The sequence below is a fragment of the Halothermothrix orenii H 168 genome (genome assembly GCF_000020485.1).
Classification (GTDB): Bacteria; Bacillota; Halanaerobiia; order Halanaerobiales; family Halothermotrichaceae; genus Halothermothrix; species Halothermothrix orenii.
This window is the reverse complement of sequence record NC_011899.1, coordinates 2,010,213-2,029,715: the sequence shown is the minus strand read 5'-3', so window position 1 is coordinate 2,029,715 and position 19,503 is coordinate 2,010,213. Positions and strand designations below refer to the sequence as shown.

The following is a 19,503-nucleotide window of genomic DNA, read 5'->3' as shown; positions in this document are numbered from 1 at the left end:
TTATTTATATCCTGGACTAAAAAACTATAATAACAGGAGGTTTTTAAATGACAAAGAAAAGTATTATTAAAAAAGTGGTTGTAGTTGTTATGGTGGTGATTTTTGCAGGTTTTTCAGGAGTATTTGCAGCAGGGGAAGATAGAGCTGACGGTTTTACGGTTACAGTTGTAGATGATCTTAATAGAGAAATTCGTCTTGAAAAAAAGCCAGAGAGGATTATTTCCCTGTCTCCCAACATTACTGAAATTCTATTTGCCCTGGGACTTGATGAAGAAATAGTAGGGGTGACAACTTATGCTGATTACCCTGAAGCAGCCCTGGAAAAGGAAAAGATAGGAACCATAGTTGAGCCCAATATTGAAAAGATTATTTCTTTAAAACCTGACCTGGTCTTTGCAGCCGGGATTAATAAACTGGAAACGGTCTTTACCCTTAAAAAACTGGGAATTAAAGTTGCAGGGTTTAATCCGACCAGGGTTAATGATATTTTTGTTACCATTAAAAAGATTGGAAAACTGACGGGAAAGAGTAAAGAGGCCCGGGCGATGGTAACTTCGATGTATATTGAGATGGCAGAGATTCAGGAACTGGTTGATGCTGCTCTAAAAGATAGACCCCGACCCCGGGTTTTTTATGAAATCTGGAGTGATCCCCTTTACACGGCAGGAAAAAATACCTTTATTGATGATGTCATAAATCTGGCAGGTGGGGTTAATATTGGAGCCAAAGCCCCGGGTAAGTGGCCCCAGTTTAACCTGGAACAGTTATTAATTGAAAACCCTGATGTCTATATTTCAAGCCTTCACAGTGCTCCAGGTAAGGTTACGGTTGAAAAGATTAAGAAAAGGACGGGATATAGTTCGTTGAAGGCTGTAAAGAATAACCGTGTTTATATTGTTGACCAGAATTTAGTAAGCCGGCCCTCACCACGGATAATAAAGGGGTTAAAGGAATTTGTAAAGGCTCTCTTTCCTGAACTGAGGGATAAAATTAATGATATGTAAGTTAACTTTCTGGGTAAAGTTAACTATCTACCGCCCCCCGGGGGCGGTTTTCGTTTAAATAGAGGTTTTTACTGTAAAATAAAGAATGTAATAATTAAATAACCGGGTCGGTAAAATAAATTAAGGGAGGAAGTTGAAATGAAAAAGGGACTGGTTCATATATACACCGGAGACGGTAAAGGGAAAACTACGGCTGCAGTTGGTTTAGCAGTAAGGTCAGCAGGGTATGGCAAAAAGATATATATATTACAATTCTTAAAGGGGCGGAAAACAGGGGAAAAGAAATTTTTTGAAAAGGTAACCGATATTACTCTGGAGCGGGCCAACAAATCTACCAAATTTTTTTTCCAGATGTCAGATGAGGAGAAACAAAAGGTTTTTGCAGAGACAAAAAAGGTCTGGGATAAGCTCAAGGATATTGTCAGGGATGGTGAATATGAAGTAGTTATTTTAGATGAAATTATGGAGGCCATTGCCAATGGCCTGGTACAGACAGGCCAGGTTAAGGAATTAATTGCCATAAAGGATGAAAGCCTGGAACTGATTTTAACCGGTCGTGATGCTCCTGAAGAACTGGTTGAACTGGCAGATTATGTTACTGAAATGAAGATGATAAAACATCCCTATAACCGTCAAATACCTGCCAGGAAGGGAATAGAATTTTAAATATTTGCAGGAAAATTGCTGTTTTTGTTGAATATTTATTAAGGTTGTCTGTAATTACAAGTTCATCAGGATTATAAGCTTTAGGAGGGAAGAATTATGGATTTATCTGATTTTAAAATTAAAGACTTTATCAATATTGAAGGGGAAGAGTCACTGGGGAAAGTAGCTACTATATTGGCCATTGTTGATGATCAGTATGATGATGATATTATTGAAAGCCTCAAAAAGGAGGGTTACAAGGCTGTTATAACCAGGGCCGGTGGAAAAGGTGAAGAACTGAAGAACAAAATATTAAGAAACTGCCTTGGAGCTGCTATCAAGGGTGGTGTTATAACCGAATCCATTCAGGACCAGAGGGTTTTAACCAGATGTGTTGAAAGGGCAATGGTTGATTTTAATACCCCAATGCTCAGTATATCAGGAGCTGGAATCAAGATTGGTATTGCCAGTAAGGGCCCTCATCTGGCTGTAGCCCTGTATGGGAAGCTCGGAATTCCAGGCCTTGATGTTGACCATGAAATATCAGGTATGGGCATACATTATTATGGTTTAGCAGGGAACAGGGATGAGTAAATATCTGGTTACCATTACATTAGAAGAAATTTTACTTATATGGTAAAATAAATAAAGGACTTATTGCCATCTAAAAATGTAGATTGGGAGTTGAAATAAATTGCAGCTAGCAAAAAGGGTGTTGAAATATCTTGTTCCCTATAAAGGGCGCCTGATAGGCGGGATAGTTTCGATGCTGTTCCATGCCGGAATTACTATTTTCTTTGTCGATGTATTCAAAAATTTTATTAAAACTGTGATTACAGGGGTTGGAGCAGGGGAGAAGGGTTTAACAGATCTTGCTAAACTGGCTATAGTCATGATTGTTATTTTCTTTGTGAAGGGGATAGTCTATTATGGCCAGCGGTATTTAGTTTCTTATGTTTCTCATAAGGCTATCAGGGATATCAGAAATGACCTTTATGCCCATCTTCAGAATCTTTCTTTAAGTTTTTTTAATAAGAACAAGACCGGGGAGATGATTTCCCGGGTAACCAATGATGTTAACAGGCTTCAGAGTGCCATAGTTAATGGTACCATCAGTGTTTTTTACCAGGTTGTAGTCTTTATCCTCGGTATTGGATACCTCTTTATTCTGAACCCGAGGTTAACCATGTTTTTAATTATTGTCTTACCAGCTATGACCTATCTATTAAGCCGGTTTAATAAAAAGATAAGACGGGTCAGTAAAAATGTCCAGATGAAGATTGCCGATGTTTCTGATGTTCTGCAGGAAACCCTTTCAGCAATCAGGGTTGTTAAATCCTTCTGTCGTGAGGATTATGAGTTTAAGCGTTTTAGCAGTGAAAATGAGGCCAACTTCAGGGCCAAGGTTAAGACGGCCCAGTACGGGGCTATATTAACCCCATCTATTGAATTTCTGGCGGCTATGGCCTTTACCGCTATCTTATGGTATGGAGGGTATGAAGTCCTTAAAGGACGCATGGACCCCTCAGAGCTGATTACATTCTTTTTGACTCTACTTTATCTGACAACACCGTTAAAATCATTGAGTAAATTGAGCAGTACCATTCAGCAGGCCCTGGCGGCGGCCGAGCGGATATTTGAGACCATGGATATTGATACCCATATTGAGAAGGAAACAGAGAAAACCAGGGCTTTAACAGAAGTTGAAGGAAAGATAGAATTTAAAAATGTCACCTTCGGTTATAATGAAAACGAACCGGTTCTTAAAAATATAAATTTAACTGCCAATCCCGGAGAGTCAATAGCTCTGGTCGGGCCTAGTGGGGCGGGAAAGACAACCCTGGTTGATTTAATTCCCCGATTTTATGACCCGGTTGAAGGGAAGGTCCTGCTTGATGGTATAGATATCAAGAAAATTAATTTGACTTCGTTACGGGAGAATATTGGAATTGTACCCCAGGAGACGGTACTTTTCAGCGGTACGGTTTATGAAAATATTGCCTATGGTAATCTTGATGCCACCGAAGAGGAAATTATCAGGGCGGCTAAAGCAGCCAATGCCCATGACTTTATAATAAACTTTAAAAAAGGTTATCATACTGTAATTGGTGAAAGAGGAGTTGGCCTGTCTGGCGGCCAGCGTCAGAGGATAGCTATTGCTAGGGCTATATTGAAAAATCCCAGGATCCTTATTTTTGATGAGGCTACTTCTGCCCTTGATGCCGAATCGGAGGCCCTGGTTCAGGATGCCCTCAATAAATTGATGAAAAACAGGACAACCTTTATTATTGCCCACCGGTTGAGTACTATCAAGAATGCAGACCGGATTGTAGTTATTTCAGATGGTGAAATTGTTGACCAGGGTACCCATTCAGAGTTAATGGCTAAAAAGGGGTTATATTATAATCTATATCAGGGTAATTTCCAGGAGGATTAAGTGGTGGTACACCGTAAACTGGATTCATTTAAAAACAGGCTTAAATTCTGGCTAATTTCCGGGCTTGCTCTGGGATTAAATTATATAACGAATTCACTAACCAGAATTAAAGTATATGGTGAAGAAAATCTAACCGGGATAGATGAAAAAACCCCGGTAATCCTGGTTTTCTGGCATGGGAAGTTATGGGTACCGGCCTATTTTTTTAGAAAACGGGATTGTGTTACTTTAGCCAGCTTAAGCAATGATGGTGAATACATTACCCGGGTTTTAGAGAAATATGGATATCGGGTTGTCAGGGGTTCTTCTTCAAGGGGAGGGGGAAGGGCCCTTCTGCGTTTACTCAGAGAGGCAAAAAAAGGGGCAACGGTTCTGTTAACCCCCGATGGCCCCAGGGGGCCTATCTACCGGGTTAAGCCTGGAGCTATTTTGCTCCAGGAAAAAAGCGATGGAGTTATAATCCCAGTTGGAATTGCAGCCAGCAAAAAAAAGGTATTTAATAGCTGGGACAGGTTTACGATACCCCTGCCCGGATCAAAGGTTGTTATAAATTATGGAAAACCCCTTAAATTACCTGAGGGCAAGAGTGTTGAGGAAAAATGCCACCTGGTAGAGGAAAACCTCAGAGAAGTTCAGGCCCGGGCCAGGGATCTGGTAGGTGGTAGCTAATATGCGAAAAAAACTGGAATCATATTTAATTAATTTAATAAAATCAGGTCCCAGAAGCATTTGTGATAAAATAGTCTTATTTATTTTATCAATACTGGAAAAAATATATAATTTACTGATATTATTGAGAAGACTCCTTTACAATCTGAATCTGGTAAAACCGGGAGAGGTTGAAGCCCGGGTAATCAGTGTTGGAAATATAACGGCAGGGGGAACAGGCAAGACCCCCCTGGTAATTTATCTGGCAAAAAAGCTGGCGGAAGAGAATAGGGTTGTTGTTATAAGCCGGGGTTATCAGTCACAATCAGAAGGTGAAGAACCGTCAGTGGTTTCTGATGGCAGGAATATTTTGACTGATGTTTCTGAAGCCGGGGATGAAGTCTATATGATGGCCACTTTACTTGGTGGTGTTCCCCTGATTACCGGGTCAAACCGTTATAAAGCAGCCCGCCTTGCCAGCCGCCGTTTTAATGCTGAGATTATAATCCTGGATGATGGTTTTCAGCACTGGCAGTTGAAGCGGGATGTTGATATTGTTATGATAGATGGGTTGAAACCCTTTGGCCAGGGCAGGCTAATACCCCGGGGTTTTTTGCGGGAACCCCTGTCAGGTCTTAAAAGGGCTGATTTTTTTGTGATATCACGTGCCCATCATATTTCCCGGGAAAAGTTGCAGGAAATTAAAGATACTTTATGTCAGTATAACCAAAATGCTGTGGTCTATGAAGCTACCACCAGCTCTGTTTATTTAAAGGAGTTATCGGTAGCGAGTCTTGAGATGAAGTCTATTATCCATAAAAAACGCCCACTGGATGAGTTAAAAGGAGCTAAAGTTATAGCGGTATGTGGGCTGGGTAATCCGCGGTCTTTTTACCGTGACCTGGAGATATCAGGGGCAGAGGTCATTGAGACCCTTTCCTTTAATGATCATCACCAGTACAGGCCCGATGATTTTGATAAAATAATAAATCTGGCCCGACAAAAGGCTATAGATATAGTAATTACCACTGAAAAGGATGCTGTTAAATTTAGCAGGGACGATATTAAAAAATTTATTGACCATAATATCAATCTTTATGTCCTGGGAATCGAGATTTCATTAAAAGGGACAGTTGATCTGGCACAGGTAATCAATAAATATTAAAATAACTGTTAACTAAATAACTTAAATTATAAAAAGGTTAGGTGACAGGGATGAATGTTATAGCGGTAATTCCAGCCCGTTTTTATTCAAGCCGTTTTCCCGGCAAACCACTGGCCGATATTAAAGGAAAACCAATGATTGAACATGTATACCGGCGTGTTTGCCGGGTTAAAGGTCTGAAAGAAGTCTATGTTGCCACTGATGATGACAGGATTTACAATACTGTTAAGGATTTCGGGGGCAATGCAGTTATGACTTCAAAAGCTTGTAGTTCAGGGACTGACCGGGTTGCTGAGGTTGTTGCTAATTTAGACTGTGATATTGTGGTTAATGTCCAGGGTGATGAACCCCTGCTGGAACCACTGATGGTGGAGCAGGCTCTCAAACCCTTTGCAGAGGAGAAAAACCTTAACATGAGTACCCTGATGAAAGAGATCGGGGACCCCGGAGAGGTAGAAAATCCCAATGTGGTTAAGGTAGTAGTTGATAAGGATGGATATGCCCTGTATTTTTCCCGGTCACCGATTCCCCACCCCCGGAACAGTGGGGCCCGGTATTATAAACATATTGGATTATATATATACAGACGCAAATTTTTAATGAATCTGACCCAGATGGAGCAGACAGAACTGGAGAAGGTTGAATCCCTGGAACAGCTCAGGGTTTTAGAAAATGGTTATAAAATTAAAGTTGTGGAGACTGAATTTGACTCGATTGGTGTTGATACTCCTGAAGATATAGCCAGGGTGGAAAAAATTATGGAGGGGTGTAATTAAAAGTGCTGGATAAAGTAAAGAAGGTTAAATTAAATCAAGATATTGTTTTTGGTGATAGCAACAGGCCACTGGTTCTCATCGCCGGTCCCTGTGTTTTAGAAGAGGAAGACCGGGTTTTAAAAATAGCGGAGACGGTTAAGGAGATTACTTCAAGGCTTGGAATTCCATATGTTTTTAAATCATCATATGATAAGGCCAACCGTTCTTCTATAAAATCATTCCGGGGGCCGGGTCTTGAAGATGGCCTGAAGTTGCTGGAGAGGGTCAAAAGAGAAGTTGGAGTACCACTCCTAACCGATGTTCATGAGCCAGACCAGGCTGCTCTGGCGGCTGAAGTGGTTGATATAGTCCAGATTCCGGCCTTTTTGTCACGCCAGACCGATCTGGTGGTTGCTGCCGGAAGGACCGGGAAGATTGTCAATGTCAAGAAAGGCCAATTCCTGGCTCCCTGGGATATCGACAGGGTAGTGGAAAAGATTGAGAGTACCGGAAATGAAAAGATTCTTTTAACAGAGCGGGGAGTCAGTTTCGGTTATAATAACCTGGTAGTCGATATGCGCTCTCTACCCCGGATGAGGGAGACCGGGTATCCAGTAGTTTTTGATGCCACCCATAGTGTCCAGCTGCCAGGGGGTGCCGGTGAGACCTCCGGTGGGGACAGGAAGTTTGTCCCCTATTTAACCAGGGCTGCTGTAGGGACCGGCGTTGATGCCCTCTTTATGGAAGTACATGATAACCCCGATGTAGCTTTAAGTGATGGTCCCAACATGGTTCCCCTTGACCAGCTTGAGGGAATCCTGATAAAAGCCCTGGCCATTGACGAAATTGTTAAAGGCAGGTGAAGATAAGTGAATGAACCGGTAAACCTCGATGAAAAGATGATAATTGACTGTCTTCAGGAAGCCCGTAAAGTCCTTGAGATAGAGGCCTATTCGGTTTTAAAACTCAAAGACAGTATCGGTAGTGAATTTGCTGATATTGTCAGGGTTATTCTGGAGAGCAAGGGTCGGGTTATTTTTACCGGTATCGGAAAATCCGGCCTTATCGGACAGAAACTGGCCGCTACCTTTTCCAGTACCGGGACACCTGCTTTTTTTGTACATGCCGGTGAGGCCCTGCATGGTGACCTGGGAATGGTAACCGGAGATGATATAATAATTGCCATTTCCAACAGCGGGGAGACGGAAGAGGTTTTAAGTCTTGTGCCCTCCATCAGGAGGATCGGAGCCTTTTTGATAGCTGTTACCGGGAATAGGTCTTCTACTCTGGCCCGTTATGCCAACAATCACTTATTAGTCAATATTGAGGAAGAGGCCTGTCCCCATGGCCTGGCCCCGACAGCCAGTACTACGGCTACTCTAGCCCTGGGTGATGCCCTGGCTATTGCTTTATCAAAGCTAAAGGGTTTTACCCCCGAGGATTTTGCCCTCTTTCACCCCGGTGGAAGCCTGGGAAGGAAGTTATTGACAAAGGTAGAAGATGTCCTCCAGGTTAGAAAACAAAACCCGGTTGTTCAGTCCGGGACAAGTGTCAAAGAAGCCCTCTTTACCATGACTGCCAGTAAAATGGGTTCTACTTCAGTAGTGGATGAAAGGGGGCGGCTGGTCGGGATAATCACTGATGGAGATATCAGGCGCCTTTTAGAGGAGTCGACCGACTTTCTCCAGAAACCGGTATTAGAGGTAATGACAAAAGACCCTATTACCATTGAAAAAGACCGGCTGGCCGCTGAAGCCCTGAAAATTATGGAGGATAAGGAAGTTAATGACCTGCCGGTAGTCGAAGATGGGAAGCCAGTGGGAATGCTTAACTTCCAGGACCTGTTAAGGGCCCGGGTCTTTTAGGGAAAAGATGGGGTGGATATGGTGAAGAATATTATACTCTATTTGGTCTTTGAAGGTTTTTTACTATTTATCAGAATATTACCCGGTTTTTTACGCCAGATGGTGGGTCTTTTTTTCGGTAAGGTTCTTTATTATCTACCGGGAAACCGTAAAAAAGTGGCTTATAATAATTTGAAAATGGCTTTCGATGATTTATCAGATGACAGGATAAAGGAAATCATCAGGAAGGTTTATATAAACCTGGGGTTTATGCTGGTCGAATATGCTCTGACCCCGGGACTTAATAAGGATAATATGACTAAACATATTGAGCTGGAAGGGGAAGAGCACCTGAAAAAGGCCTTTGACCGGGGAAAAGGTGTTATTGTCTACGGTGCCCATTTTGGTAACTGGGAATGGATGGGGATTGCCATCTCCCTTATGGGGTATCCCATGGCTGCCATTGTCCAGGAACAGAATAACTCCTATTTTGACAGAAGGATTAACCAGATGAGACAGCAAAAGGGAGTTGAGACCATACAGAGAGGGATGTCGGTCCGGAAGGCCTTTAAGGCCCTGAAAGAGGGTAAATGTCTTCTTATCCTCGGTGACCAGGATGCCAGGAGCCGGGGCTGGAGATTAAAATTTTTCGGGAAAACGGCCTCTACATTTCCCGGGGCTGTACAGCTGGCCAGAAGGACAGGGGCCCTGATTGTTCCTGCCTTTATGGTCCGGAAATCCCGGGGGAAGCACAGATTGAAGTTTTACCGGCCCATTGAAATAGGGGCTGAGGCTTCCATGGAAGAACAGAAAGAGTTTTTACAGGAGTTAAATCATATTACAGAATCGGTTATAAAAAAATATCCCGACCACTGGCTATGGCTACACCGTCGCTGGAAAACTTATTAAGCTTTAGAAGGTGTTTATCATTTGAAGGTTTATCAAATGAGTAAAGGGGGGCTGGATCCAGATGTTTATATTTTACTTAATCTATAATCTGCTCTTAATAACTGTACTCATATTATATCTACCTTTTTTGATCTACAATTTTATAAAAGGTAAATACCGGGAGGGTTTTCTGGAGAGACTGGCTCTCTATCAAAAGTCTTTTATAGAGATGGTTAAGCTACATCCTGTTATCTGGATCCATGCTGCTTCAGTGGGGGAAACTATGGCTGCAGAACCCCTTGTCAGAGAATTGAGGGAACAGTATCCCCACGTTAAGCTTATATTTTCGACAGTTTCCAGTACAGGAAGGCAGACTGCCCGTAAATTTTATAAAAAAGAGGTTGATGCCATAATATATTTTCCGATAGATTTAGGGTTTATTATTAAAAGGGCTATAAAACTGATTAATCCCCGTCTCGTTATTATGATTGAAACCGAGTTATGGCCCAATTTTATACGTTATGCTGATAAATCTGGTTCAAGAATTATGGTCGCCAGTGGCCGTATCAGTGATAAAGGATACAAAAATTTTAGATACCTGGGTCCCCTTTTAAGAGATATGCTGAAAAGGGTAGATGTTTTCAGTATGCAGTCTGACCTTGATGTTCAGCGAATAGTGGCTCTGGGGGCTAAGGAAGACAGGGTATACCGGAATGGCAACATTAAGTTTGATAAAGAATATTCTGTTTCTCCCCTGGAGGTTAATAAACTAAGACAGGAGTTTAACCTTGATGAAAACCAGCCGGTGATGGTAGCTGGAAGTACCCATGCCGGTGAGGAAGAGAAGTTGATAACTGTTTTTGAAAGGGTTAATAAAGAGCTTCCTGACTTTGTCATGATTATTGCCCCCCGTTATATTGAGAGGGTGGAACAGGTAGAAAAGCTATTTACGAGTAAGGGAATTAAAACAATCAGGCGGAGTGAACTGGAGGGTTATAAACGGCGGGAGCAGGTTATTCTGGTTGACACCTTCGGGGAACTGGCCCTGATTTATAAACTGGCTTCTCTGGTTTTTGTGGGTGGAAGTTTAATCCCCAGGGGGGGTCATAACATTATTGAACCGGCTGCCCAGGGAAAGCTGGTTTTATTTGGTCCCCATATGTTTAACTTTAAGGAAGAGACTAAATTTCTCCTGGGACAGGAGGCTGCAGTACAGGTAGGTAATACCGACGGATTGGGAGATAAGGTCCTATATTATTTGAAAAATCAGGACAGCCTCCGGGAAAAAAGTGAGCGGGCCCGGCAGATAATTACGGAAAACCGGGGAGCGACAATCAGAAATTTAAAACTGGTATCGGAACTGTTACAGAAAAAGTCACGACTCAACATGCTTATTATACGCCTCAGTGCTATCGGGGATGTTATTCATGCCCTGCCGGTAGCCTATGCTGTCAGGCAAAGCTATCCTGAGGCTGAAATAACCTGGATAGTTGAGGATAAAGCCAGTGATCTAGTCCTGGACAATCCTTATCTGGACCGGGTTATTATTATGCCCAGAAAGAAATGGAAAGAAGTTTTTAAAGCTGATAAATTAAAAGCCCTGGGGCAAGTAAGGTCTTTTGTTAAGGAGTTAAAAAAATATAATTTTGATATGGCCCTTGATGTTCATGGCCTTTTTAAAAGTGCTATAACCGCTCTATGGAGCGGGGCCAGAGTAAGGTATGGACCTGGCGATGGACGGGAGGGGAGCAAATTTTTTTATACAGACAAATTGACTCCCCCGTCTACTCGCGTTCATATGATTGATAGAAATCTGGAGCTGGCCCGGGGAATCGGCGCCAGGACCGGGGAAATCAGGTATGGGATTGTCACCGGTGAAAAAGAAGTCACTAAAGTCGACAGGCTTTTAGGCCAATTTGATGGTAAGGGTAAGTTCATGGTATGTATCAATCCCTATACCACCTGGAAATCAAAGAACTGGCTTGAGGAAAGGTATGCCCGACTGGCTGACCTCCTTATAAAGAGAAATGGTTGTATCGTTATATTTACCGGTGGTCCCGGTGATAAAGAAGGTATTGAAAGAATACAGGCCTTAATGGAAGAACAGGCCCTGAACCTGGCCGGGCAGACAAATTTAAAGGAACTGGCAGAGCTTTATAAACGGACTCACCTTTTTATCGGTGGAGATACAGGCCCCATGCATCTGGCAGCAGCGGTAGGTAGCAGGGTAGTGGCCCTGATGGGGCCCACTGATCCTGTAACTCATGGTCCTTACGGAGATGGCCATATTGTAATCCAGCACCAGGACCTTGATTGTATTAAATGCTGGAAACGGGAATGCCCGGCCAGTCATAGTTGTATGAAAAATATCAGGGTGGACGAAGTTCTGTCAGCAGCAGAAAGAATTCTGGGGGTGACCTGAATAATGACCGGACAGAAACCATCGATACCAGACCATATCCAGAAAGCTAAAAGAATCCTTATCATAGATTTGCTCTACCTGGGTGATTTAATCTTTGCCACCCCCTTTATACGGAATTTAAGATATAATTATCCTGACGCCAGAATTGATATGGTGGTTAACAGTAATTTTCATGATATAATAGCCGGTAATCCCTACCTGGATAATATCTATCCATATGATAAAAAATGGGATTTAAAGGAATCGTTTGCTTTTGCCAGAGGACTTAAGGCTAACAATTATGATGTGGGTTTAAATATTCATGGGAACTGGAGGACAGCCCTGTTATTAAAGTTAATAAATCCCCGGTCTACTGCCGGATTTGCCACCAGGGGTCGGGGTATCTTTTTGGATAAAAAGCTAAAACCTGCCGGGGGTTGTCATATGGTGGAAGTTTACCTCGATTTTTTAGAGGAACTGGGGCTTAATATCAAGAATAAAGATTTAGAACTGAGGCTTGATAAAACCGCTGAAGATAATATGATTGCCTTTTTAAGGAAAAATGGCGTCAGGGGTAAAGAGCATCTGGTGGGAATTAATACCGGTGGAACCTGGCCTGCTAAACGCTGGCCCGGGGAGAGGTTTGCAGCCCTGGCCGACAGGCTTCAGAAAGAATATGAAGGGGTCAGGGTTATATTTACTGGAGGGCCGGGAGATGTGGACAGGGTTTACTCCATTATCAAAAAGATGGAAACAGAGCCAGTGGTGGCTGCAGGGAAGACTACATTGCCCGAGCTGGTAGCCCTGGTAAGGTTGTGTGATGTTGTTATAAGTGGTGATACCGGGCCTGTTCATGTTTCGGCTGCGGTGGGAACACCAACCCTGACATTGTTCGGTCCTTCTGATGAGGTTAAGTATAGACCCTACGGAACTGAACACCGGATAATATATAGGGATATTGATTGCCGGCCCTGTGGACAGCAGGAATGTCCTGAAGGGCACCACCGGTGCTTGAGGGAGATCAGTGTTGATGAAGTTTTTGAGGAAATAAAGAAGAGTGGGTGGTTTTAATGGCAGAAAATAGCATTGGGGCCCTGGTTTTAACTTATAATGAAGAGGATAATATAAAGGACTGCCTGGAGAGTATTAAGTGGGTAGATGAAATTGTAGTGGTGGATTCCTATAGTGATGATGATACCATTGACATATGTAAGGAATATACAGATAAGGTTTACGCTCGTAAGTTTGATAACTTCTCGTCCCAGAGGAATTTTGGCCTGGGTAAATTAAAAACAGACTGGGTTCTGGTGGTTGATGCCGATGAGAGGGTTACTCCTGAGTTGAAGGAGGAAATATATGGTGCCCTGCAGAGTGGCCCATTTTTGGCCTATCAGGTTCCCCGTAAAAATTATTTCCTCGGTAGATGGATAAAATACTGTGGCTGGTATCCTGATTATACTTTAAGGCTGTTCAAGGTATCTGAGGGGGACTATAAGTTTTCCGGTAAGGTTCATGAGGATGTCAGGGTCAACGGGAAAGTTGGTATTCTAAAAAACCCCCTGGTTCACCTCACCTACCGGGATTTATCAAGTTATATTAAAAAAATGGACCTCTATAGTACTCTCTGGGCGGAGGAAAAATTTAAAAAAGGTAAAGAAGTTGGCCTTTTATATATTTTGCTGAGACCCCCTGTTGAGTTTATTAAAAAATATTTTCTGAAAAGGGGATTTCTTTCTGGTTCAGAAGGGTTTATATTATCTATTGTGTCTTCATATTATGTGTTTTTAAAATATGCCAAGCTATGGGAGCAAAATAAAAGCCTGTCAGGAGCTGAAGACCATTGAAGAAGTTGTTTTTCCTAAATAGCTGTCGGGAATGGGGCGGAGGAGAAAAATGGACTCTGGAAGTAGCCCAAAAATTTAATAATAAAGAAGGTTTTGAAGTTGTTGTTGGGAGTGTTAAGAATAGTGAATTATTAAAAAGGGCTCAAAACATGGGGATAAAAACACGGGTGGTACCTGTTAAGGGGAGCCTGAGCGTTTTAAACTTCTGGAGACTTATTTCTTTTGCTAATTATTTGAAAAAGAGAAGATAGATGTTATGTTTTTAAATCTTTCCCAGGATTTAAAATTTGGAGCAATTGCGGGAAAGATGGCAGGTGTGGAGAAGATAATTTACAGAAGGGGTAGTGCCATTCCTATAAAAGATAGGTTTTATAATAAATTTTTATTAAATAGCTGTGTTACTGATATTATTGCTAATTCCCGGGCTACTAAAAAGACTATATTACAGAATACCGGGGACTGGCTTAATGAAGAAAAAATTACGGTTATATACAATGGTATTAAAATAGGAGATATTGATAAAAGGAGTAAAAGTGGTGGAAGTATTAGAAAAGAGCTTGGGATAAATGCCGAAACTACTTTGATTGCTAATGTGGGTCAATTAACTCCCCAGAAAGGGCATAAATATTTATTTAGGGCTGTTAAAATACTCAGTGAAAAAGTTAAAGATTTTAAAATACTGGTTATAGGTACAGGGGAACTTGAGAATGAGTTAAAAAATATGGTAGAACGCATGGAAATAAGTGGTTATGTGGTTTTTACCGGCTTCAGAGATGATGTTTATAGTATTCTATCTGAGGTTGATCTGGTGCTTCATACCCCTTTATGGGAAGGTTTTTGTTATGTAGTGGCTGAGGCGATGGCCCTTGCCAGACCTGTTGTCTGTACTGATGTTAGTAATATTGGCGAGATTATGATTGACGGGGAAACGGGCTATCTGGCCAGGGCGAAAGACCCTGATGATATAGCCAGAAATACAGTAAAAATGTTGAATAACCCGGATAAGAATAAATTTGGTGACAAAGGCCGACAAGTAATTGAAGATAATTTTACATTTGAAAAAATGATACGTGAAATAGAAGACTTGATCTTGCAGTAATTGGCGGGGGTGAGGTTTTGAAAACAACCAGTATTTTAGATAAAAGTATTCATGTATGTCTTTATATTTTTGCTATAGGGACAATGATTTCTAAGGCCATAACCAGTTTTGCAGGGGGGTTAGTTGTTTTATTATGGGTAAGTAAAATGATTATTATCCGGGATAAAGAGCTTAAGCCTGACCCTTTAAAATGGCCTATGGCAGGATTATTTATAGCTGTTGCCTTTTCAGGTCTTGACGTAATGGATAATACTACTTTAACTGAAATCGGCACTGTTGGTTTATTGATATTATTCTATTATGCTGTTGTTAATACAGTAAATGATTTAAAGCTGGTTAGAAATTTAAGCCTGGTTAGTTTGATATCATTGATAGTTGCTTCTATTTATGGTATTTATCAGCATTATTACTTAAACTATCCCCGCGTTCAAGGGTTTATGTTTTCCCTGGCTTTTGGAAATGTCCTGGCGATGTTTTCTATTTTTACATTGATTTATTTACTCTGGGGAAATTTAAATAAAAAGAAAAAAATCTATCTTATTTTCCCAACTATTTTGTTTTTAGTAAACCTTTTATTTACTAAATCCAGGGGGGCCTGGCTGGCATTTCTTGGAGGAACGGGTTTTTTAGGACTGATAAGGGATAGGAAGATAATATTAATTATGTTGGTTGTCCTTATAGCATCTTTTTATTTATTACCTGATTCCTATATAAACAGGTTTATGAGTATATTTGATTTAAGAAATAACCGTTCTAATCTGGGCCGACTGGCCTTATGGAAGGGCTCTCTTTTAATGTACAGAGACCATTTTATAAATGGGGTTGGTTTTGGAAAATTTTCAATAGAATATGAAAACCATTATAGACAACCCCATACTGCAACAACCTGTCATGCCCATAACAATATCCTGCAATTTATGGCTGAGACCGGAAGCATTGGGTTAATAGCCTTTGTGTGGCTAATGTACAGTATTATAAAATTATTGTATAAAAGGTATTTAACTATTGAAAGTCTTAACTGGAAACTTTATCTTCTCGGCTCTTTATTGGCAGTAATAATGTTTAATATCCAGGGATTAACTGAGTATAATTTCGGGGATGCCGAGTTGAATCGGTTATTCTGGTTTTTATTAGCTCTGAATGTAGTTATTATTAATTATTTTAAGAATAGCAGGAGGGTTAACTATAATGAAAATTAGTGGTTTTTCCTTTGTCAGGAATGCAACAAAATTATATTATCCAATTAAAGAGGCTATAATGTCTATTTTACCGATTTGTGATGAGTTCATCGTGGCTGTCGGTAAAGGTGATTCCGATGATTACACCCGTGATGAGATTGAGAGTATCGGTAGTGATAAGATTAAGATAATCGATACTGTCTGGGATGAAAAAGATTTTGTTAATGGTAGAATCAATGCCATTCAGACTAATATAGCTTTAGAACAGTGTACCGGTGACTGGTGTTTTTATCTCCAGGCTGACGAAGTTGTTCATGAAAAATACCTCCCGGTAATTAAAGACCGGTGTCTGGAGTTGCTTGATGATGAAGAAGTGGAAGGGTTAGTTTTTGATTACCGTCATTTCTGGGGTGATTACGACCACTATCACAACAGTCATGGCTGGTATAAGAGGGAAGTAAGGATTGTCAGGAATAATATTGGCATTAAATCACATAAGAGTGCTCAGGGTTTCAGGAGAAATGGAGAGAGAATTAAAGCAGCCCACGCCCATGCTGAAATTTTTCATTATGGCTGGGTTAGACCCCCAAGATATATGCAGATGAAGTCAAAAGCTTTGAATAGTTTACACTGGGGAAAGAAAAAAGCTGAGAAATACTATTCAAAAGCCCCCAGGGAATTTGATTATGGTCCTCTGGACAGGCTTCCAGTATATAAAGGAACCCACCCGGAGGTTATGAAAGACTGGATTGCTAAAATGGACTGGAAAGATAAACTCCAGTATAGTGGGGAACCTAATCCTTATCGGGAAGAACACAAACATGAAAAGTTAAAAAATAGAATACTGACAGCTATTGAACAGAAATTAGAAAGGAAATTTGGTGGCAAGGTTTACCTGAGTAGCCACCGTAATTATGAGCTACTCGGTGATAAATAATTTGTTTATTTAGATGGTCAGGGAGTGGAGGATATGGTAAAAGTATTAATAATTGAACCCAGGAAACAACACCTTGAGGTTTTATATCCCCAGGTAAAATTCCTTCAAGAAGGGGATTGTAAAGTTTATGTAGCGGTAAGTAGTGAAACCTATAATCTTGACTTAATTAAGTTTCTGGAGGATGATATAACTTTTATTGTCAGGGAAAAAGAACACCTTTTGTTTTTCATGAAAAAATTAAAGAAAATAATTCAAAAAGAGGGAATAGATCTGGTAGTAATGAATACCCTCGAAGGTTCTCTGGATCTTTATTTATATAATTTATTCTTAAGGAATATAAAAACCGTAAGGGTTATTCATAACCTAGACTTTTTATTTGAAAATAATTATAGTAATCCCCTTAAAAATTATCTGGTGAAGAGGATTATGACAAAGGTTAATAGTAAGGTAGATTATAATCTGGTTTTAAATAAAGAAATATACAGTACAGCCCGGAAACTAAATGTTAAAAATATAGATTATTTCTACCCTGTTTTCTTCAGAGACTTTCTTGAAGAAGAGGGTATAACTACTGTTAAGATTAATAAGTCCAGTCCAGTAAAAATAGGTGTACAGGGTGGAGTTTATTTTAACCGTAGAAATTATTCAAGTTTGATTGAAGGTTTAAATGGTCTTAACATACCTATAAAACAGAAAGTCCGCATCTATATTATCGGTAACATAGCGACTGATGATGGTGAAAAGTTACGAAAAATTATCAGGGCAAATGGGTTAGATAATAATTTTGTTTATTTTAATAAATACCTCAATTATAAGGATTATTTTAAACTGATTTCAGAAATGGATTTTTTAATGCCTTTAATCGATCGCCAGGTCGGTAGTTTTTCAAAATACAATAATTTTAAAATTACTTCCACAGAAATGATGGCACTTGCTTTTAAGAAACCGTTGATTAATTCCAGTGACTTTAAGCTTCCTGATAGGTATAATTCTGTGGTCATATCATATCCCGGTTCAGTAGTATCTGAAGGTTTTGAGAAAGCAGTCAACCTTTCCAATATTGAATATAAAAATATGGTAGATTATTATAATGATTTTGAAGAACGTGATTTCAGGAAACAGCAGGAAAGGTATTTAAAAGTAATAAACAAAATACTGGATTAATTGATTTGGCCTGGAATAAAGTATCATATGACGGGTTAAGACTTTATTTAGTGGTTTACTATAAAAAGAGAGTTTAAGGGTGAGTAGTTATGACCAAGAAGGCACGGATTATATATTCAGTAGTAGTTGGTTTTTCAGCACTGTATAATTTTACATTACCCCTGCACCCGGATGAAGCCTATTACTGGGTCTGGAGCCGGAATTTACAGCTTTCGTATTTTGACCACCCTCCTATGGTGGCCTATTTAATAAAAATGATGACTCTTCTGGGGCAACATGAATTTGTTATCAGGTTGGTTTCAGTATTCTGTGTTGCCGGGGCGGCATATCTGGTTTACCGTCTTGCTGAAGATATGTTTAACAGCCGGGTGGCTGAAATAAGTTTAGGTGTTTTCCTGTTTATGCCTCTTGTGCAGTCCGGATTTATTGTAGTTACCCCGGATTCTCCCCTGGTCTTTTTCTGGACATTGACATTTTACTGTTTTTATAATTATGTATTCAGGGAAAAGAGGAAATACATCTATCTGGCAGGTATTGCGGCAGGAATGTTGTTACTTTCAAAATATACCGGGGTTTTATTACTGGGGAGTTTATTTTTTTATTTAACCTTTTCTAAAAAGAGGAAACTCTTCAAACGACCTGAATTATACGCGGCAGGAGTACTGGCCCTTTTGGTGTTTTTACCGGTTATAATCTGGAATTATCAGCATGGCTGGGCTTCTTTTAAATTTCAGTTTTCCCACGGGGTAGCAGATAAAAAAGTGTTTAATCCTTCTGCCCTGGGGGAGTTTATTGCAAGTCAGGTTATGGTCTTTAACCCTGTATTTGCTACAGGTTTTCTGATCTTATTTATTAAAAATATTAAAGATGTAATTAAGAATAAATATTTATATTTACTTACCTGGCCTTTTGCCTTTACCTTACTGTTTTTTGTCTATAACAGTGCCTTTAAAAAGGCTGAAGCCAACTGGGCAGGCCCGGCTTATATTACTGCTGCTATAATCCTGGCTTACTGGATTGACAAACACAAATTAAAAAAATTCTTTATAGCCGGCCTTATTATGGCTATATTTTTAATAATTGTTATGAGGTTTCCGGAATTTATTCCAGGTTATCCAGAACAGGCAGTCCTTAAAAAAGATTTTTATGGACATAATTTTATCTATAGTGAGGCCAGTCAGTACCTGGGTCCGGGGATAATTTTAAGTGATAGTTACCAGAATGCTTCAGAGGCCCAGTTTTATTTAAAAGGCAGGCCGGAAGTCTATATTATTACCCAGACCAGGTATTCCAATTACAACCTCTGGAGTAAAGAGGTTAAAGAAAATATTGAGAATGGAGAGATTAAAGAGGCCATTTATATCGGGGCCTCTGATAAAAAGGATGAGTTGTTAACATATTTTGATGATGTCTATCTCCTCGACAGGATTAAATATAACGGAAGGTTTGTTCAGCGCCTTTTTTATGTTTATCGATGTTACAACTAAGATAAGG

The 19,503-nt window shown here is 40.3% G+C and carries 19 protein-coding genes; all 19 read left to right on the top strand.

Going from position 1 to position 19,503, the window contains the following annotated elements:
- Window positions 1–47 precede the first annotated feature (47 nt).
- Entirely contained in the window at window positions 48–1,004 is a 957-nt protein-coding gene (locus HORE_RS09845) for an ABC transporter substrate-binding protein (RefSeq protein ID WP_015923616.1), read from the top strand.
- A gap of 138 nt (window positions 1,005–1,142) precedes the next feature.
- Window positions 1,143–1,670, top strand: coding sequence for a cob(I)yrinic acid a,c-diamide adenosyltransferase (gene cobO, locus HORE_RS09840; protein ID WP_015923615.1), 528 nt, complete (start codon window positions 1,143–1,145; stop codon window positions 1,668–1,670).
- Between the two features lie 96 nt (window positions 1,671–1,766).
- Window positions 1,767–2,243 (top strand): HutP family protein, encoded by a 477-nt coding sequence (locus tag HORE_RS09835; protein WP_015923614.1) that lies wholly within the window; start codon window positions 1,767–1,769, stop codon window positions 2,241–2,243.
- 100 nt (window positions 2,244–2,343) lie between these two features.
- A complete protein-coding gene (locus HORE_RS09830; RefSeq protein WP_041606067.1) occupies window positions 2,344–4,086 on the top strand; it encodes an ABC transporter ATP-binding protein in 1,743 nt (580 codons plus the stop codon).
- A gap of 3 nt (window positions 4,087–4,089) precedes the next feature.
- A complete protein-coding gene (locus HORE_RS09825; protein WP_167935784.1) occupies window positions 4,090–4,755 on the top strand; it encodes a lysophospholipid acyltransferase family protein in 666 nt (221 codons plus the stop codon).
- 1 nt (window position 4,756) lies between these two features.
- The gene (lpxK, locus tag HORE_RS09820; RefSeq protein ID WP_041606065.1) at window positions 4,757–5,899 is read left to right on the top strand and encodes a tetraacyldisaccharide 4'-kinase; all 1,143 of its coding nucleotides are present in this window, start codon (window positions 4,757–4,759) and stop codon (window positions 5,897–5,899) included.
- A 50-nt stretch (window positions 5,900–5,949) separates the two neighbouring features.
- Window positions 5,950–6,675: a 3-deoxy-manno-octulosonate cytidylyltransferase gene (gene kdsB / locus HORE_RS09815; protein WP_015923610.1), complete on the top strand. Its 726-nt coding sequence runs from the start codon at window positions 5,950–5,952 to the stop codon at window positions 6,673–6,675.
- Between the two features lie 2 nt (window positions 6,676–6,677).
- On the top strand, window positions 6,678–7,517 hold the full coding sequence (gene kdsA / locus HORE_RS09810; RefSeq protein WP_015923609.1) for a 3-deoxy-8-phosphooctulonate synthase: 840 nt from the start codon (window positions 6,678–6,680) through the stop codon (window positions 7,515–7,517).
- A gap of 36 nt (window positions 7,518–7,553) precedes the next feature.
- The gene (locus HORE_RS09805; protein WP_041606632.1) at window positions 7,554–8,519 is read left to right on the top strand and encodes a KpsF/GutQ family sugar-phosphate isomerase; all 966 of its coding nucleotides are present in this window, start codon (window positions 7,554–7,556) and stop codon (window positions 8,517–8,519) included.
- A 21-nt stretch (window positions 8,520–8,540) separates the two neighbouring features.
- Window positions 8,541–9,407 carry a lysophospholipid acyltransferase family protein gene (locus HORE_RS09800; protein ID WP_050748623.1) on the top strand — a complete coding sequence of 289 codons (867 nt, stop codon included), beginning with the start codon at window positions 8,541–8,543 and terminating at the stop codon, window positions 9,405–9,407.
- Window positions 9,408–9,468: 61 nt separating this feature from the next.
- Window positions 9,469–11,808 (top strand): glycosyltransferase N-terminal domain-containing protein, encoded by a 2,340-nt coding sequence (locus tag HORE_RS09795; RefSeq protein ID WP_015923606.1) that lies wholly within the window; start codon window positions 9,469–9,471, stop codon window positions 11,806–11,808.
- Between the two features lie 3 nt (window positions 11,809–11,811).
- Window positions 11,812–12,858, top strand: coding sequence for a putative lipopolysaccharide heptosyltransferase III (rfaQ, locus tag HORE_RS09790; protein ID WP_015923605.1), 1,047 nt, complete (start codon window positions 11,812–11,814; stop codon window positions 12,856–12,858).
- On the top strand, window positions 12,858–13,631 hold the full coding sequence (locus HORE_RS09785) for a glycosyltransferase family 2 protein (protein ID WP_015923604.1): 774 nt from the start codon (window positions 12,858–12,860) through the stop codon (window positions 13,629–13,631). The genes rfaQ and HORE_RS09785 overlap by 1 nt, the downstream gene beginning before the upstream one ends.
- Window positions 13,628–13,882, top strand: a complete 255-nt coding sequence (locus tag HORE_RS13095; protein WP_226984157.1) for a glycosyltransferase family protein — start codon at window positions 13,628–13,630, stop codon at window positions 13,880–13,882. The genes HORE_RS09785 and HORE_RS13095 overlap by 4 nt, the downstream gene beginning before the upstream one ends.
- 5 nt (window positions 13,883–13,887) lie before the next feature.
- Window positions 13,888–14,730, top strand: coding sequence for a glycosyltransferase (locus tag HORE_RS09780; protein ID WP_226984156.1), 843 nt, complete (start codon window positions 13,888–13,890; stop codon window positions 14,728–14,730).
- 17 nt (window positions 14,731–14,747) lie between these two features.
- Window positions 14,748–15,929, top strand: a complete 1,182-nt coding sequence (locus tag HORE_RS09775; RefSeq protein WP_015923603.1) for an O-antigen ligase family protein — start codon at window positions 14,748–14,750, stop codon at window positions 15,927–15,929.
- On the top strand, window positions 15,919–16,845 hold the full coding sequence (locus tag HORE_RS09770; RefSeq protein WP_015923602.1) for a glycosyltransferase family protein: 927 nt from the start codon (window positions 15,919–15,921) through the stop codon (window positions 16,843–16,845). Before HORE_RS09775 ends, HORE_RS09770 begins: the two co-directional genes overlap by 11 nt.
- 33 nt (window positions 16,846–16,878) lie before the next feature.
- Complete coding sequence (locus HORE_RS09765; protein ID WP_015923601.1) at window positions 16,879–18,009, top strand: glycosyltransferase family 4 protein; 1,131 nt, start codon at window positions 16,879–16,881, stop codon at window positions 18,007–18,009.
- 89 nt (window positions 18,010–18,098) lie between these two features.
- The gene (locus tag HORE_RS09760) at window positions 18,099–19,496 is read left to right on the top strand and encodes an ArnT family glycosyltransferase (protein WP_015923600.1); all 1,398 of its coding nucleotides are present in this window, start codon (window positions 18,099–18,101) and stop codon (window positions 19,494–19,496) included.
- Window positions 19,497–19,503: the final 7 nt, after the last annotated feature.

Excerpts from the sequence above, each read along its gene's own strand:
- HORE_RS09805 (WP_041606632.1), top strand. The coding sequence starts at position 7,554 with ATGATAATTGACTGTCTTCAGGAAGCCCGTAAAGTCCTTGAGATAGAG.
- HORE_RS09765 (WP_015923601.1), top strand. The coding sequence starts at position 16,879 with ATGGTAAAAGTATTAATAATTGAACCCAGGAAACAACACCTTGAGGTT.
- cobO (WP_015923615.1), top strand. The coding sequence starts at position 1,143 with ATGAAAAAGGGACTGGTTCATATATACACCGGAGACGGTAAAGGGAAA.
- HORE_RS09835 (WP_015923614.1), top strand. The coding sequence starts at position 1,767 with ATGGATTTATCTGATTTTAAAATTAAAGACTTTATCAATATTGAAGGG.
- HORE_RS09845 (WP_015923616.1), top strand. The coding sequence starts at position 48 with ATGACAAAGAAAAGTATTATTAAAAAAGTGGTTGTAGTTGTTATGGTG.
- HORE_RS09770 (WP_015923602.1), top strand. The coding sequence starts at position 15,919 with ATGAAAATTAGTGGTTTTTCCTTTGTCAGGAATGCAACAAAATTATAT.
- kdsB (WP_015923610.1), top strand. The coding sequence starts at position 5,950 with ATGAATGTTATAGCGGTAATTCCAGCCCGTTTTTATTCAAGCCGTTTT.
- lpxK (WP_041606065.1), top strand. The coding sequence starts at position 4,757 with ATGCGAAAAAAACTGGAATCATATTTAATTAATTTAATAAAATCAGGT.
- HORE_RS09780 (WP_226984156.1), top strand. The coding sequence starts at position 13,888 with ATGTTTTTAAATCTTTCCCAGGATTTAAAATTTGGAGCAATTGCGGGA.
- HORE_RS09760 (WP_015923600.1), top strand. The coding sequence starts at position 18,099 with ATGACCAAGAAGGCACGGATTATATATTCAGTAGTAGTTGGTTTTTCA.
- rfaQ (WP_015923605.1), top strand. The coding sequence starts at position 11,812 with ATGACCGGACAGAAACCATCGATACCAGACCATATCCAGAAAGCTAAA.
- HORE_RS09785 (WP_015923604.1), top strand. The coding sequence starts at position 12,858 with ATGGCAGAAAATAGCATTGGGGCCCTGGTTTTAACTTATAATGAAGAG.
- HORE_RS09795 (WP_015923606.1), top strand. The coding sequence starts at position 9,469 with ATGTTTATATTTTACTTAATCTATAATCTGCTCTTAATAACTGTACTC.